The 13,750-nt window shown below is 61.0% G+C and carries 17 protein-coding genes and 1 tRNA gene; 8 read left to right on the top strand and 10 right to left on the bottom strand.

Annotated features, from left to right (window positions below; all coding sequences use genetic code 11):
• The first annotated feature begins 64 nt into the window (after positions 1–64).
• The 4 genes from NTD89_RS16925 to NTD89_RS16910 all read left to right on the top strand — a co-directional run bounded on the left by NTD89_RS16925 (position 65) and on the right by NTD89_RS16910 (position 2,750).
• The gene (locus NTD89_RS16925) at positions 65–970 is read left to right on the top strand and encodes a LysR family transcriptional regulator (RefSeq protein ID WP_410017220.1); all 906 of its coding nucleotides are present in this window, start codon (positions 65–67) and stop codon (positions 968–970) included.
• A 27-nt stretch (positions 971–997) separates the two neighbouring features.
• Complete coding sequence (gene fos / locus NTD89_RS16920; protein ID WP_262208708.1) at positions 998–1,408, top strand: fosfomycin resistance glutathione transferase; 411 nt, start codon at positions 998–1,000, stop codon at positions 1,406–1,408.
• A 53-nt stretch (positions 1,409–1,461) separates the two neighbouring features.
• The gene (locus NTD89_RS16915) at positions 1,462–2,103 is read left to right on the top strand and encodes a LysE family translocator (protein WP_145162847.1); all 642 of its coding nucleotides are present in this window, start codon (positions 1,462–1,464) and stop codon (positions 2,101–2,103) included.
• 119 nt (positions 2,104–2,222) lie between these two features.
• Positions 2,223–2,750, top strand: a complete 528-nt coding sequence (locus tag NTD89_RS16910) for a DUF4142 domain-containing protein (RefSeq protein ID WP_106577041.1) — start codon at positions 2,223–2,225, stop codon at positions 2,748–2,750.
• A 55-nt stretch (positions 2,751–2,805) separates the two neighbouring features.
• Here the strand turns inward: NTD89_RS16910 and NTD89_RS16905 are convergent, their stop codons facing one another.
• The 3 genes from NTD89_RS16905 to NTD89_RS16895 all read right to left on the bottom strand — a co-directional run bounded on the left by NTD89_RS16905 (position 2,806) and on the right by NTD89_RS16895 (position 4,990).
• Positions 2,806–3,231, bottom strand: a complete 426-nt coding sequence (locus NTD89_RS16905; protein WP_145162849.1) for a low affinity iron permease family protein — start codon at positions 3,229–3,231, stop codon at positions 2,806–2,808.
• A gap of 118 nt (positions 3,232–3,349) precedes the next feature.
• Positions 3,350–3,850 (bottom strand): methylated-DNA--[protein]-cysteine S-methyltransferase, encoded by a 501-nt coding sequence (locus NTD89_RS16900; protein ID WP_145162851.1) that lies wholly within the window; start codon positions 3,848–3,850, stop codon positions 3,350–3,352.
• A gap of 246 nt (positions 3,851–4,096) precedes the next feature.
• The gene (locus NTD89_RS16895; RefSeq protein ID WP_262208706.1) at positions 4,097–4,990 is read right to left on the bottom strand and encodes a LysR family transcriptional regulator; all 894 of its coding nucleotides are present in this window, start codon (positions 4,988–4,990) and stop codon (positions 4,097–4,099) included.
• 95 nt (positions 4,991–5,085) lie between these two features.
• On the opposite strand from NTD89_RS16895, the gene NTD89_RS16890 reads away from it, so the two are divergent.
• Together NTD89_RS16890 and NTD89_RS16885 are read left to right on the top strand one after the other, a co-directional pair.
• Complete coding sequence (locus tag NTD89_RS16890; RefSeq protein WP_262208704.1) at positions 5,086–6,249, top strand: MFS transporter; 1,164 nt, start codon at positions 5,086–5,088, stop codon at positions 6,247–6,249.
• Entirely contained in the window at positions 6,246–7,439 is a 1,194-nt protein-coding gene (locus NTD89_RS16885; RefSeq protein ID WP_262208703.1) for an MFS transporter, read from the top strand. Before NTD89_RS16890 ends, NTD89_RS16885 begins: the two co-directional genes overlap by 4 nt.
• Here the strand turns inward: NTD89_RS16885 and NTD89_RS16880 are convergent.
• The 7 genes from NTD89_RS16880 to NTD89_RS16850 form a co-directional block, all read right to left on the bottom strand.
• Positions 7,436–7,741 (bottom strand): DUF6482 family protein, encoded by a 306-nt coding sequence (locus NTD89_RS16880; protein ID WP_200623599.1) that lies wholly within the window; start codon positions 7,739–7,741, stop codon positions 7,436–7,438. The two genes, NTD89_RS16885 and NTD89_RS16880, sit on opposite strands and share 4 nt — an antisense overlap.
• 24 nt (positions 7,742–7,765) lie before the next feature.
• Positions 7,766–8,290, bottom strand: coding sequence for a DUF3833 domain-containing protein (locus tag NTD89_RS16875; RefSeq protein ID WP_242194118.1), 525 nt, complete (start codon positions 8,288–8,290; stop codon positions 7,766–7,768).
• Between the two features lie 195 nt (positions 8,291–8,485).
• Positions 8,486–8,559, bottom strand: a tRNA-Gly gene (locus tag NTD89_RS16870).
• Between the two features lie 199 nt (positions 8,560–8,758).
• Positions 8,759–9,643 carry an alpha/beta fold hydrolase gene (locus tag NTD89_RS16865; RefSeq protein WP_262208700.1) on the bottom strand — a complete coding sequence of 295 codons (885 nt, stop codon included), beginning with the start codon at positions 9,641–9,643 and terminating at the stop codon, positions 8,759–8,761.
• Between the two features lie 304 nt (positions 9,644–9,947).
• Positions 9,948–10,640 (bottom strand): pseudouridine synthase, encoded by a 693-nt coding sequence (locus tag NTD89_RS16860; protein WP_262208699.1) that lies wholly within the window; start codon positions 10,638–10,640, stop codon positions 9,948–9,950.
• Positions 10,640–10,852, bottom strand: a complete 213-nt coding sequence (locus NTD89_RS16855; protein WP_145162866.1) for a cysteine-rich CWC family protein — start codon at positions 10,850–10,852, stop codon at positions 10,640–10,642. The genes NTD89_RS16860 and NTD89_RS16855 overlap by 1 nt, the downstream gene beginning before the upstream one ends.
• A gap of 84 nt (positions 10,853–10,936) precedes the next feature.
• Positions 10,937–12,559: a methyl-accepting chemotaxis protein gene (locus NTD89_RS16850; protein ID WP_262208697.1), complete on the bottom strand. Its 1,623-nt coding sequence runs from the start codon at positions 12,557–12,559 to the stop codon at positions 10,937–10,939.
• Positions 12,560–12,821: 262 nt separating this feature from the next.
• Here NTD89_RS16850 and NTD89_RS16845 point away from each other — a divergent pair, with 262 nt between their 5' ends.
• Entirely contained in the window at positions 12,822–13,157 is a 336-nt protein-coding gene (locus NTD89_RS16845) for a hypothetical protein (protein ID WP_242194112.1), read from the top strand.
• A gap of 148 nt (positions 13,158–13,305) precedes the next feature.
• On the top strand, positions 13,306–13,746 hold the full coding sequence (locus NTD89_RS16840) for a DUF3757 domain-containing protein (RefSeq protein ID WP_262208695.1): 441 nt from the start codon (positions 13,306–13,308) through the stop codon (positions 13,744–13,746).
• Positions 13,747–13,750 lie beyond the last annotated feature (4 nt).

Below are 13,750 nucleotides of genomic sequence, written 5' to 3'. Positions count from 1 at the left end.
GAGGTTTTGCTGGACTCTAGGCTATTCGTCGCGAAAATTTAAATTCCAAATTCTTATGCTGAGCATGCAGCCGATGAATGATCTGCGTCGCATCGACCTCAACCTGCTGGTGATCCTGGAGGCCTTGCTCAGCGAGCAACATGTCACCCGCGCCGCCGAGCGTCTGCACCTGAGCCAGCCGGCAGTCAGCCATGCATTGGCGCGTTTGCGGGATCTGCTGGGTGACCCCTTGCTCGTGCGCCAGGGCGGAACATTAGTGCCGACGGCGCGAGCCCTGGAGTTGGCGACGCCGTTGGCTGAAGCCCTGGCCCAGGTGCAAGCACTGCTGGCGCCGAACCGGTTTGACCCGGCGTCGGCCAAGCGCAGGTTTCGCGTGGCGATGTCGGACTACAGCGCGGCGATTTTCCTGCCGGCGCTGGTCCGCGTTCTGCGCCGTGAAGCCCCTGGCATCGACCTGCAAATCGTCCAGGCCAGCCGTGAAGGCATGGTAGACGCCGTGCTCAACGGCGACATCGACCTGGCCGCCGGGGTATTCCCCGATATGCCCGCCGAACTGCGCACCACGCCTTTGTTTGAGGAGCATTACAGCTGCCTGGTCGACCGCAACAGCCTGCCACCCAGTGGCGTGCTTGACCTGCCCACCTATTTGTCGCGCCCGCACGTGCTGTTGGAAATGCGCGGCAGCGGCACGCCGGAAATCGAGCGGGCGTTGACGGCGATTCGTGAACGGCGCCATGTGGCAATCAGCCTGCCGCATTGGGGCGTGGCGCCGCAGCTGATCCAGGGCACCGACCTGATTCTGACGGTGTCATCCAGGGGCTTGCTCAACATCGATCAACAGCATCTGCTGGCCGTGCCGCCACCGTTTCAAATCCCCTCGTTTGCCGTTGAACTGGCGTGGCATGCACGGCGGGGCGGCGATTCGGGGTTGCAGTGGCTGATTGGGCAGGTGCAAGGTGTGCTGTCCTAAGGCTATCGATCACAGGAAAAAACACTCATGCTCTCAGGCTTCAACCACCTGACCCTTGCCGTTACCGACCTGAACCGCAGCGTCAGCTTCTACCATGAGCTGCTGCAGCTTAAGCTCGACGCCACCTGGGACCAGGGCGCGTACCTCTCATTGCCCGGTTTGTGGCTGTGCCTGTCGCTCGATCCTTCACGTTCAACCACACCTGCGGCGGATTACACCCATTACGCGTTCACCGCCGCCGCCCATGAGTTCGCCGCGCTGGTGGCGCGCTTGCGAGACGCCGAGGTGCAAGAGTGGCGCGACAACCGCAGTGAAGGTGCCTCGTTCTACTTTCTCGACCCCGATGGGCACAAGCTCGAGGCGCATGTCGGCGACTTGGCTTCGCGCCTTCACGCCTGCCGCGCCAAGCCTTATGCAGGCATGCAGTTTTACCCGTAGCGCCAGAACGTGCAGAATCGCTGCACCTTCAATCGCCTGTCAGAGTCGCGTCCATGACCCCATCCTTGCTGCTCGCCGTTCTTGCTTCGGGTTTTATCTATGGGATTACGCCTGGGCCGGGCGTCCTCGCGGTATTTGGTATCGGCGCGTCTCGTGGTCGTCGCGCCGGGGCGGGTTTTCTGTGCGGGCACTTGCTGGGTGATGTGGTGTGGTGCAGTACGGCACTGGTCGCCATTGTGGGCGCGCGGGAAGTCGGCAGCAGTGCCTTTGATGTGCTGGGCGTGCTCAGCGGTGGGTACTTGTTCTGGCTTGGCTGGCGGGCGATTCGCACCCAGCGCCGCAGCAGCGATGCGCCTCAGGGCGCGGCGCGCCATCCGTTCTGGCACGGCATTCTGTTCGGCTTGACCAACCCCAAGGCCTACCCGGTGGCGGTCGCAACCTTTACGGCGCTGCTGTCCAGCCGTGCCGAGTTGCTGACATGGGCAATGCTGCCGTCGTTGATCTTGCTGAGTTTCATCGGCGGCCTGCTGGCTTACGCGATTCTGATCGGCGTGGTGGGCGCCCAGCGCGTGCGCACGGTGTACCAGCGGCATGAAATCCTGATCACCAGGCTGTGTGGCGTGATGTTTATCGGCTTCGCCATTAACGCCCTGGCGCACGCGTTACCGGGGCTGTTCGCCAGCAAACCGGCTTGAGGCGACGACGACCGTTCGTCGCGCTGGCGAGTTTTTTCTAAACCTTTGCCGCCCTGAAAATTCGAATTCAGGGCGGGGCGTATTTCCCCGCGCCTATTTTTGCCCTGGAGGAACCTATCATGAGCCGCATGGCTATCCGGTTACGCACCGCCAGTTTCGCGATGCTGCTGGGCCTCGGCGCCAGCAATGCTTTCGCCCAGTCGCCTGCTGAATTCATCGAGCAGGCTTCGGCCAAAGGGATGGCCGATATCGAAACCAGTCGCATGGCCCACGCCAGGACGTCGTCCCAGGAAATCAAGGACTACACCATCGAGGTCATCAACGAACGCACCCTGGCCAACCAGCATTTGGCGGCCATCGCCAAGAAGCTCGACTTGCCCGTGGCCCCGCGCGAGAAGATCGTCGACAAGGCCGAAACCCTGATGCCTGAACTCAAGGACGGCGACTCCTTCGACGCCGCCTACACCGCGCAGCAGGTCAAGGAAAACGAAGACGCCATCGCCCTGTTCAAGAAAGAAGGCGCGGCGTCGGATGTGCCAGAGATAAAAGCGCTGGTGGACGAGACGCTGCCCAAGCTTGAAGAGCGTCTGCAAAAAGCCCGTGCCCTGGCCTCGACTTACGGTAAAGGTCATCAAGGCGACGGTTGATTGCGTCACCTGAAATGAAAAACGGCGGTTGGATGATTTCCAACCGCCGTTTTTTTCAGGCTTGATTCAAGTCGGTTTTGTTGGGGTGCGCATCGTCGACCCTTTCACCACAACTGGAGCTCAAGCTGACCGTGCCGGTGTCACCGATGCTGCGGTATTGCTTGCGCAGTTGTTCCAGTTCTTTGCGGTCCAGGCCATCCAGGCTCAACACGGCGTTCTGGGCATCCTTGGAGACGCGCAGCAGTTCGTCGATCTTGATATGCAGGATGTCGTTGTCGCGGTTTTGTGTGTTCTGGATCAGGAAGACCATCAGGAAGGTGATGATGGTGGTCGAGGTGTTGATGATCAGCTGCCAGGTGTCGTTGTAGTGGAAATAGGGTCCGCTCAGGCTCCACAGGAAAATCAACGCGACGGCCGCATAGAACGTCCGGGCGCTGCCTGCCCAGCGGGACAAGGATTGAGAGACTGCGGAGAATTTCATGACCGTTTTTCCTTCCTTAAGGGGTGGGTGATGAAATTATGGACCGCAGCGGTTCTTTGAAATTTCTTTTTACAAAAGCGCCGGTGAACAAAGTTGTACGTTTTTGTCGCGGTTCGCCTCACAAGCCCAGTTCTGCCTGGCGTCCACCTTCCAGCGCGAGCAAGTATTGTTTGGCGCCAAGCCCTCCGGCGAACCCGGTCAGCCCACCGGAGGCGCCTATTACCCGATGGCAGGGCGCAACGATCGAGATGGGGTTACGCCCGTTGGCGGCGCCCACCGCGCGCACGGCCTTGGGGTTGCCGATTTGCTCGGCGATCTGGCTGTAGCTGCGGGTTTCACCAAACGGGATGGTCAGCAGCGCCTGCCAGACCTGCTGTTGAAAAGGCGTGCCGTTGAAGTCCAGTTCCAGCTCGAACTGGCTGCGTGCGCCGGCGAAATACTCGCGCAACTGGCGCGCGGTTTCCATAAGCACCGGGCTGTCGTTGGCCTCGCGCAACTCGCCCAGGCGTACGCGGTTGGCGCGTTCTTGTTCCCAGAGGATCGCGTTGAGCTTGCCGTCGCGGGCCACCAGGGTGAGCTGGCCGACGGGGGAGGGCATGAGCGTGTATTCGTAGGGCATGAGCGGGCTCCTCGAAGGGCGGGTGTTAAAAGCCAGGACGCTACTGTAATGCCATCCGCCTGTTTGGAAACTGCGTTTCTTGCGATCAAATTCCTCAAGGGCTGGCCGTTCCATTGGCGCCAGTCGGGCCAATTGAAATCCCCGTAACCGAGAGACGAACACGCCGTCTGACGACGGTCGATGGTCGGTGTTGAATGAGCGTCTCGGCGTGTTGTTGCATCGAGGTCTTACGGTGTTTCCAAGGCATTACCGGCTGTGTAACACCTGCGCAAGGATGGCGAGAAATGCATCAGCCAATACATTTTTCCTTTGCGCGGGCGTCAACACCAACAATTGCGCGCACGCATCCGCCTCCACCAGCGGCCGATACGTCACGCCCTTGTTCATCAGGCTTTGGGTACAGGCGGGCACCAACGCCACGCCTTGCGCGGCGGCCACCAAGGCAATGATCGAGGTGATCTGCCGCCCGGTTGGCCCCGCGTGCAAAGGCTGGGCGTGGCGGCGGTAAAGGTGCTCGATGGATTGGTTCAGACCCGACCCGTAGTCGGCCGGGAACAGAATCAGCGGATACGCACTGAGTTGCGTCAAGCTGACCTGTGCCAGCTTGGCCAGCGGACTGTCGCTGGACACCGCGGCCACCAGCCGCTCTTCGCCCAACGACAACGCGTGAACGTCTGCTGTCTGCGGCAACAGCCGACTCAATCCGATATCCAGCCGGCCGTCTGCCACCTGCGCGCCGAGGCTGCCAGAGGCGCACTCCACCAAGGTCAACTGCACATCGGGCAAGCGCTGGGCGAAGGCCTGGATCGCTTGGCTGAACAGGTCCGACAACGCGATCGAGCTGACATACCCGAGTGCCAATTGGCCTGCAGTGCCCGCTGCCAGTTTGCCGGCGATGACCTGTGCCAATTCAACCTGCTCCAACACGCCGCGCGCGTAGGGCAAGAACGAACGACCCTGGGCGGTAAGAGAAACCGTGCGGCTGGTGCGATCAAACAGCTTGAACCCCAGCTCTGTCTCCAGCGCTGATATCTGCCGGGTCAGCGGCGGCTGGGCCAGGTGCAGGCGCAGTGCCGCGCGGCCGAAGTGCAATTCTTCGGCGACCGTCAGAAAGTAACGCAGCTTGCGTAGGTCGAGCATCCTGATCTTTGGGTATTGATCGGTTCGAAATCGGTATTGGTTTAAGACCCGACGGCCATTCTATAAAGGCGTTACAAAATAAAACGAGAGGTTTCATGAAACCGCGCCTGCATTGTGCCCGTCTAGCCCTGTTCCTGTGTGGCTGCGCGGCGTTTCTGAACCTCTACGCCACCCAGAGCATCCTCGCGACCTTTGCGGCGCAGTTTCATATCAGCGCCAAGGACGCGGGCTGGAGCATCACGGTCACCACCCTGGCGGTGGCGATCACCGCGCCCTTTGTCAGCCGGCTGACCGGGCGCTTCGAACAGCGCACGGTCATCGCTGTGGCCGCGCTGCTGCTGGCCGTTCCTGCGCTGATGACCGCCTACGCCAGCAGTTTTGCCGACGTGCTGGTGTGGCGGTTTGTGCAGGGCATGTTGATCCCGCTGGTGTTTGCCACCAGCGTGGCTTACATCGGCGACCGTTGGCGTGGCGCGACGGTGACCGAGGTCACCAGCCTGTATGTGGCGGGCACTGTGTTGGGCGGGTTCGCCGGGCGTTTCGTCACCGGTGTGATGACGCAATACGTGGGCTGGCGCGAAGCGTTCGAACTGCTGGCGGTGTTGAGCTTGATGGTCGGTGGGTTTATTCAGTTCCTGTTGCCCGCCAATCGACTGCGCGGCGAACGGCCTGGAGCGGTTTCTTCAGGTGTTTTTCGCCGACCTTTGCTGGCGGCATACGGCGTAGGTTTTTGCGTGTTGTTCTCCCAGGTTGCAGCATTTACTTACGCAGGTTTGCACCTTGGCCTGCCACCGTTCAACTTGGGGCCTGCGGCGCTGGGCACGCTTTACATGGTGTTTTTGCTGGCGTTGATCGTGATTCCCATCGCCGGGCGCCTCAGCAAAGCCAGACCTCACGCCGAACTGCTGGCGGTCGCCGCCGCGCTCGGTATCGGTGGTTCGGCGCTGACCCTGGCGCCTTCGCTGTGGTGCATTGTGGTGGGCCTGGCGCTCAGTTCCACCGGCGTGTTCCTGGCCCAGGCCGCCGCCAATGCTTTCATCAGTGCCACCGCCGGTGAGAGCAAGTCTGGCGCCGTGGGGGTTTACCTGACGTGCTATTACCTGGGCGGCAGTTGCGGTGCCATCGTCCCGGCATTGATCTGGGAACGCTGGGGCTGGGCCGGCTGTGTGGCGCTGATAATCGGTTTTCAACTGCTGACCCTGCTGATCGCCCTGACGGGCTGGAAGCCCCTCAAACCTGAGCCGGTCCCGACACCATGAATGACACTGTTGCTGTGCCTGTGCGCGAAACCTCCAGCCGGCGCCGCGCGTTGATCGCCGGTTGCAGCGCTCACGCCGTACACGATGGTCTCACCGACGTTATCTACGTGTTGCTGCCGATCTGGCAGGCGCAGTTTGCCTTGTCCTACGCCCAGATCGGCCTGTTGCGTGGCGCCTACTCCGCAATGATGGCCGTGTTCCAACTGATGGCCAGCCGCGCCGCCCGACGCTGGGGCCGTTTGCCGTTGCTAGTGGGTGGCACTGCGCTTGCGGGTGTCGCTTATTTATTGGTGGGGCAAGCCACATCGCTGAGCTTGTTGCTGTTGGCGTTGCTGCTGGGCGGTTTGGGCGCCAGCACCCAACACCCCTTGGCCTCCTCGATGATCACCGACGCTTATGAGGACGGTGGTGGCGTCAAGCAGGCGCTGTCCCAGTACAACTTCAGCGGCGATATCGGCAAAACCCTGATTCCTGGGGTGGTGGGCCTGCTGCTTACCGTCGTCAGTTGGCGCGCCAGCGCCACCCTGCTGGGGCTGCTCGGTCTGGCGGCAGCGGGATTGCTGTGGTGGCTGGTGCCGACTCAAGTTCGCGAGCCCGGTGTCACCGAAAAAGCCCAGCCGCCCGGTGGCACGGGCTCGGTCGCAGGCCTGCGTGCGCTGATCCTCACCGGTACGCTCGACAGCGCCGTGCGCATGGGCTTTCTCACGTTTCTGCCGTTTCTGCTGCAAGCCAAAGGCGCTGGCACGGCGGGCATTGGGCTGGCGCTGACGATGCTGTTCATTGGCGGTGCGTTCGGCAAATTGCTTTGCGGCTACCTGGGGGCGCGCATTGGCATGATGAAAACCGTCTGGCTGACCGAAACCAGCACCGCGCTGTTGATCGTCACAGCCGTGTATCTACCGCTGAGTGGCTTGATGGTGATGTTGCCGCTGCTAGGCTTGGCGCTGAACGGCACGTCTTCTGTGCTCTACGGCGCCGTCCCGGACCTGGCGAGCGCGGGCAAACGCGAACAGACCTTTGCGGTGTTCTACACCGGCACCATTGGCGGCGGAGCGCTGGCGCCGGTGGTGTTCGGCGGGGTCGGCGATGCGCTCGGTGTGCCGATGGCGGTGATGGTCCTGGCGGTGATGTTGCTGGTGACTTTGCCGTTGGCGTGGGTGGTGCAGCGTGGGATACGTGATGGGGTTTAAAGGGGCGAGGCCAGGGTAAACGGTATACGCAACGCGCCGATCGGCCCTTCGCGGACACCGCACATTTCATCGTGCACGCTGTGCTGCACCAGCACACACGGAAACGGCGGAACCCGCTGCAACAGGTCGCGCAAGTGCGTGGTGGAGCCGATGCGCATGGGCTTGGCGTCATCGTCCACCAGCGTCATTTCGACATGATCCAACCTGACCCGCGCGATGTAGAAGCCACCCTCCAGCGACAGCAGCTCCAACTCGCGTATCTCGCCTTTCTCGGCCAATTCAGTGAGCATTTTCAGGTTCATGGTTAACCCTCACGGTGGGTCGTTTCATTGGCGACGAAAGAACAGCGTGACCTGGCCCCATTCGACGCCGAGCTTGGTCATGCTGGAGCGGTTGATCAGCGTGTCTTCGTCCATCAAGTACATCCAGTCATCAAAACTGACCTCGTAGACCGAACCGTCCACCGGCAGGTTGAGCCGGTAGCGCCAACGCAGTGCATTCCCCGCCACTTCGCCAATCGCCTCGCCGACCACGTCACCCGCTCGACCGCGCCAGCGCCCCGGGCCATCCGGGGTCAGCGTCCATACGCGCTGCTGACGCGTGCCATCGCTGTACAGAAAGCGCTCGTCCAGAATCAGCGCGTTGCCCTCGCGCCGGCTGGCGATATTGACCTCAAAGCGCTTGGCCACTTCGCCCGAACGCTTCTGGAAAATCCCCCAGGCCTTGACGGGCTTGCTGAAGAAACGCTCCAGGTCCAATGGCGGTTTCTGGTCGGCGTAGTGGGCGACCTCGACGTTGCCGCAACTGCTCAAACTTAACGCCAGCAACAATGAAATCAGCAGACGTGTCATTGCCGGGCTCCGTGATCGTAATCGTGCGCGGCGAAGCGCCAGCGCTTGGTATTTATACTTGTACAGAAATATTGATTTGTACAGGTTTGCGCGCGGCAGGTGACGAATGCACAGATCGCGCCCATAAAAAAACCGGCCACAAGGACCGGTTTTTTGTGCACCTGCGTCGTAACTGACGTAGGCGCGAAATGTGAGTGGAGCGGGTAGAGGGAATCGAACCCTCGTCGGAAGCTTGGGAAGCTACTGTTCTACCATTAAACTATACCCGCTCAGAGCGGCTGACTTTGTACCAGATGTTCATCGGGATTTGAAGTTTTTCTTCGAAAAATGTGTGGGTTGCGTCGCTCAAGCTCACTTGGAAGCTGGCTTGCCCGCGATACATCACCTGGGTGTGGCTGACACACAGGTGCCTGCGTCGCGGGCAAGCCCGGCTCCCGCCCAAGCGGGCGTTTATGCAGTGCTTTCATTTCAAATCGCAAAGGCATGCTGTGTCTGGCCCTGGTGGTAGCGCAAACGACTGACCTGTCGCTGCGGTTTCAAAAAGCCCACCACCGCGTCCCGGCTGTCCCGACACGCCGCCTTGTGCTCCATATCCAGAAAATGCCCGGTCGCCTGAATGGTGCTGAAGCTGCTCTTGGCCACATGCTGGCCAAACAGCTTGGCATCCTCGGCACTGGTGTACTCGTCCCATTCGCCATTCAAAAACAGCACTGGAATGTCGATTTGCCGCGCTGCCTTGAGGTAGCACAGGCGGTCGCTGTTGAGCACGTGGCTGATGTGAAAGTGCATCTGCCCGTATTCGTGCTCGGCCAGGCTGCTCACGTGTTTGTAGTTGAAGCGCTTGAACAGCGACGGCAGGTGTTTGCCGATAGTGCTGTTGACCAGGTGGCCGACGCGGTCGCGGTCGAGGTTGCCGAGGTAGTCCACACCGCGTTCAAGGTAATCGCGCATCGGCGCGTTGATCACCGGGGAAAACGAACTGATCACGGCCTTTTCCACGCGACGCGGGCGCGCAGCGAGGGCGACCAGGGTGGCAGCGCCGCCCCAGGAAAATGACAGCACGTGCTCGGCGGCGAAGTGGTCGATGAGTTCCAGCAGAATCTGGCCTTCGACTTCTTTGGTCAGCATCTGCTCGTGGCGGTTGTGGATTTTGGAGCGGCCAGCGTAGGGCTGGTCGTACAAAACCACGTTGAACTGCGGGTACAGGCTTTTCACGGTTTGGGCGAAGGACGCCGTGGTGGCCATGGAGCCGTTGACCAGGATGATGGTCTTTTCAGCAGCATCCGCGCGATAGAACTCCGTGTAAACCCGATACTGACCCTGTATATCCAACACAGCGATTTCTGGCCTCATGTCGTAAGACTCCTGGCAAGCGGGTAGGGCGCGCAGATCACTCTGCACGAGCTTTATGACAGGTAGGCATACGCCTGGAAGAGGAGCACCCATGTCGGTCCGATGACGGCTGGCCGACGGCTGTTGTTAGGGCGGGCTGTTTGCCTGAAGGGCCCGTAGATCATGCGCGGGCGGGGCAAGGTGTTTCTTGGAGGTTATAGGCGACTCGCCAGTCATAATTTGGCTGACGTCTTGATTCAAGCACCACAGACGCCAGGTCGCAAGCCAACAAGCTGGTTTATTGCCAGCATCGGCCGAACGGTCATCAGACCGCGAGGATTTCGTTTTCAGTCAGTGCCCGATATTCGCCCGGCGCCAGCGAGTCATCCAGCACCAATGGCCCCATCCGCTCACGGTGCAGGCCGATGACCTTGTTATCAAAGTGCCCGAACATGCGCTTGACCTGGTGATAGCGGCCTTCAATGATGCTCAGCCGCGCAGTCGTTGGCCCCAGCAGTGCCAGCTCGGCGGGCTGCGTGGTGAGGTTTTCGAATGCGAAATACACACCGGCTGCGAAGGTTGCCGCGTACGCCGGGGTGATGGCCTGTTCGGTTTCCACGCGATAAACCTTGGGCAGCTTGGTCTGCGGTTGGGTCAGGCGCCGTGACCATTGGCCGTCGTTGGTGATCAGCATCAGCCCGGTGGTGTTGAAATCCAGACGACCGGCAATGTGCAATTCATCTTTGTCCGGCTCATCGAGTAAGGCCAGCACGGTCGGGTGCTGCGGGTCCGCTGTGGCGCTGACACACCCCTTGGGCTTGTGCAGCATGAAGTAGCGCGCCGGTTTACCTGCCTGCAGCACCTCACTGTCAACGCACACGCGGCTGAAAGCCCGCACTTCGTGGTGCGGATCGCTGACGGCCAGGCCATCGACCGACACACGCCGCTCAACCAGCAACAGGCGCACTTGCTGGCGATTGAAGCGCGGCAGGTTACTGAGGAAACGATCAACCCGCATTACGTCGGCTCGACTCCGCGCAACTGCGCATCGACGTGGGCACATCGGGGGCACAGGCAGGCCTTGTTGCGCAACGCGTCGGGCAGGGCTTGCAGTACTGCCGGGTCGATGGTGACGCTGTAACACCAGCAGGCCTGGTCGACCGTACGTGGGTCAGCCAGGGCGCAGCCGTTGCGGGCGCCGCAGGCGGGGCAGAGTGATGGCGTGGTCATGGGCAGGTTCGGGCTGGATCGGACAAGTTTGCGGAGAGTCTCGGTGTGCGTTGTACGATACAGGGCCGACCCTGCCCAGGCTACTCAGAGCTGGAACTTGCTGACCAATACTTTAAACGAAGTGGCCAGGCGCGACAGGTCCTGGCTGGAGGCGTTGGTCTGATGGGCGCCGGCGGCCGTCTGGGTGGACAGGTCCTGGATGTTCAGCAGATTGCGGTCGACTTCGCGCGCCACCTGGGCCTGCTCCTCGGAGGCGGAGGCAATCACCAGGTTGCGTTCATTGATCTTCGCCACACTGGCGGTGATCCGTTGCAGCGCCTCGCCGGCATTCTGCGCCAGGGCCTGGGTGTCGGTGGCCCAGCTCAGGCTCTTGTTCATCGCTGCGACCGCATCGTCGGCACCGGTCTGCACTTCACCAATCATCTTCTCGATATCCACCGTGGACGTCTGCGTACGGTGGGCCAGCGCCCGCACTTCATCGGCGACCACTGCAAAACCACGCCCTTGCTCGCCCGCACGGGCGGCTTCAATGGCCGCGTTGAGGGCCAGCAGGTTGGTCTGGTCGGCGATACCACGGATCACATCGATGACCTTGCCGATCTCTCGCACTTGGCTGGCGAGGTCTGCAACCGATTGGGTGGAGTCGTTGATCTCGACCACCATCGAACTCATGCCGGACACTGCCTGTTCCACTTGTTGGCGGCCGTCTTCGGCCTCGGTGGTGGCCTGGCGCGAGGCTTCAGAGGTCGAGACCGCGTTGCTGGCCACCTCGTCCACGGCTGCGGTCATCTGGTTGACGGCGGTGGCCGCTTGTTGGATCTCATCATTCTGGCGGGTCAGGCCACGGCTGCTTTCATCGGTGACCGCGCTCAGTTCTTCGGCTGCCGACGCGAGCTGATCGGAGGCGTTGGCGATTTCCAACAGGGTGCTTTTCAGGCCGCCCTGCATATCCGACAGCGCCATCAGCAATTGCCCGGCTTCGTCGGTGCGTTCGGTGACGATGGCCTGGGTCAGGTCACCCTTGGCAATGCGCTGTGCGCTTTCGACCGCCTGAGCGATGGGCCGGGTGATCAGGCGGGTGATCAACATGCCAACGATGATGGCAATGAGGAAGGCCAGCACTATGCCGCTGATCATCCACGTCAACGCGCTGTTGCGCAGCTCCTCGGCAGCGATCGCGCCTTCTTTGATCTGGCGGTTATTGGACTCGATCATCACGCGGATCAGCTCGCGCGCCTGGCGGAAGAGTTCATTGTTGGTGGTGTTGAGCAGGGTGCGGGCCTGATCGCCCTGGCCACTGTCGATCAGCGCCATGATGCGTTCGGAACTGCTGATGTAGGAGGGCCACATCTGGTCGAGTTTATCTCCGGCCGCCCGTTCGTCATCTTCCAGTGGGGTTGCGCGATAGGTGGCGTAGGACGCCTGGCTGCGCTTGAGTTCCTGGGCGATGTCCTGGCGCACACGGTCACGATCCTGGGGGGAAACGTCGCCTTTGCTGGCATCCATCAAGCGGTACAGGCCGCGGTTATGGGCGACCAGGCCGTTGAGGGTGGCGGCCGTGTTGCTCACGGACACCAAGTTATTGGAGAACGTCAGCTCCAGTGCCGAAGAGAGGCGAACCACCCCTTTGATTCCCAGCAGGCCGACCCCTAGGGTGACCAGCGCACACAAGAGAAAGGAGAGCAGCAGTTTGGTTGAGATTTTCATGAGTCGAGTCCGGACGGGGTGGCGATGAGTGCATGCTAGGGCCTCCCTGGCGCCATGCGATGTCATAGTGACATTATGGTAATCAACAAAGTTGCGATCCAGATTAATTTACTGAATCGATACAGCCTGAGTAGATGTATCAAACCGTTACGAAAACGCACCAGATTCCGTTTTTGATGTCAGATGTTTCGTCATTCAGTGAAAGCTGAATGCCGCCCTCCCGCGTCGCTGGAGGTGCTCTTCCGCGGTCCAGGAGGCCGCCATGTATCGACGACTGCTGCTCAGCGCTTTACTCGGTCTGACCCTTTGCGCCTGTGTGCCTTATTACGATGGAGGTGCTACTTACTATCGCTCCGAGGTCTACACCGCGCCGGCACCGGCCTATTACTACGGTGGCCCTGCCTACTATCAATATGGGCGCAGCTACTATGCGCCGCCGCCACGTTACTATTCGGCGCCGCGCTATTACCAACCGGCCCCGCGTTATTACCCACGGCCCGCTTACCGGCCTTATCCAGGCCAGGGCTGGAACAATCGGTGGGGCAATGGCGGGCCGGGCCATGGTGGTGGACGCGGCGGCGGTGGCGGCCATCGTTGACAGGTAATGCCCCCAAGCGGCGCCCAGGCGCCGCTTTTTTATGCCTGCCGTTCGTCGGCACTGTCATTTCTAACAGCTATCGCAAGCGTTTGATCTGCATTCCACTGCTGGGGACGCCGTTGTGCGTCTCTGAGGAGGCGGTGGGTTTATGGAATGCTCTTTGATCAAACGTGTGTGCTGGTTCTTATTGTTGGTGGGCGGCATCGCGCAAGCGAATGCGGAGCAGGGCTGTCCCTACCCTTCATCGGTCAAGTACGTGAGCGGCTATTTTCAAGCGTCGGATAAACACTCTCATTGGCGAAGCCCAAAGGTCGACGCCGATGACTTCGCGGATCGGTTTATCGGTGCGCTCTTCACCCCCGGCCAGGGCAAGGATCGCGAGAACGGCTACCTGGACCGCTGCGTTTATCGGATGGGCAGCGGGCGAAGCCTGGCGTTGCGGTATGACATGCCGGGGGCCCTCAGTACGATGTCGCTGACGAAGTCCCTGCATTGGGAACTCGCCACCGATCCACTCGAACAAGATGTCTACATTTGTCAGGACAGCCAGCCGGACAATTGTGCATTTACGGTCGGGCGCCAGAATTGATTGC

This window comes from Pseudomonas sp. 14P_5.3_Bac1 (genome assembly GCF_025466135.1).
Taxonomy (GTDB): Bacteria; Pseudomonadota; Gammaproteobacteria; order Pseudomonadales; family Pseudomonadaceae; genus Aquipseudomonas.
Note: the sequence above shows the minus strand (reverse complement) of the source record. Positions and strands in the feature narration are given on the sequence as shown.

Excerpts from the sequence above, each read along its gene's own strand:
- NTD89_RS16925 (WP_410017220.1), top strand. The coding sequence starts at position 65 with ATGCAGCCGATGAATGATCTGCGTCGCATCGACCTCAACCTGCTGGTG.
- fos (WP_262208708.1), top strand. The coding sequence starts at position 998 with ATGCTCTCAGGCTTCAACCACCTGACCCTTGCCGTTACCGACCTGAAC.
- NTD89_RS16915 (WP_145162847.1), top strand. The coding sequence starts at position 1,462 with ATGACCCCATCCTTGCTGCTCGCCGTTCTTGCTTCGGGTTTTATCTAT.
- NTD89_RS16910 (WP_106577041.1), top strand. The coding sequence starts at position 2,223 with ATGAGCCGCATGGCTATCCGGTTACGCACCGCCAGTTTCGCGATGCTG.
- NTD89_RS16905 (WP_145162849.1), bottom strand. The coding sequence starts at position 3,231 with ATGAAATTCTCCGCAGTCTCTCAATCCTTGTCCCGCTGGGCAGGCAGC.
- NTD89_RS16900 (WP_145162851.1), bottom strand. The coding sequence starts at position 3,850 with ATGCCCTACGAATACACGCTCATGCCCTCCCCCGTCGGCCAGCTCACC.
- NTD89_RS16895 (WP_262208706.1), bottom strand. The coding sequence starts at position 4,990 with ATGCTCGACCTACGCAAGCTGCGTTACTTTCTGACGGTCGCCGAAGAA.
- NTD89_RS16890 (WP_262208704.1), top strand. The coding sequence starts at position 5,086 with ATGAAACCGCGCCTGCATTGTGCCCGTCTAGCCCTGTTCCTGTGTGGC.
- NTD89_RS16885 (WP_262208703.1), top strand. The coding sequence starts at position 6,246 with ATGAATGACACTGTTGCTGTGCCTGTGCGCGAAACCTCCAGCCGGCGC.
- NTD89_RS16880 (WP_200623599.1), bottom strand. The coding sequence starts at position 7,741 with ATGAACCTGAAAATGCTCACTGAATTGGCCGAGAAAGGCGAGATACGC.
- NTD89_RS16875 (WP_242194118.1), bottom strand. The coding sequence starts at position 8,290 with ATGACACGTCTGCTGATTTCATTGTTGCTGGCGTTAAGTTTGAGCAGT.
- NTD89_RS16865 (WP_262208700.1), bottom strand. The coding sequence starts at position 9,643 with ATGAGGCCAGAAATCGCTGTGTTGGATATACAGGGTCAGTATCGGGTT.
- NTD89_RS16860 (WP_262208699.1), bottom strand. The coding sequence starts at position 10,640 with ATGCGGGTTGATCGTTTCCTCAGTAACCTGCCGCGCTTCAATCGCCAG.
- NTD89_RS16855 (WP_145162866.1), bottom strand. The coding sequence starts at position 10,852 with ATGACCACGCCATCACTCTGCCCCGCCTGCGGCGCCCGCAACGGCTGC.
- NTD89_RS16850 (WP_262208697.1), bottom strand. The coding sequence starts at position 12,559 with ATGAAAATCTCAACCAAACTGCTGCTCTCCTTTCTCTTGTGTGCGCTG.
- NTD89_RS16845 (WP_242194112.1), top strand. The coding sequence starts at position 12,822 with ATGTATCGACGACTGCTGCTCAGCGCTTTACTCGGTCTGACCCTTTGC.
- NTD89_RS16840 (WP_262208695.1), top strand. The coding sequence starts at position 13,306 with ATGGAATGCTCTTTGATCAAACGTGTGTGCTGGTTCTTATTGTTGGTG.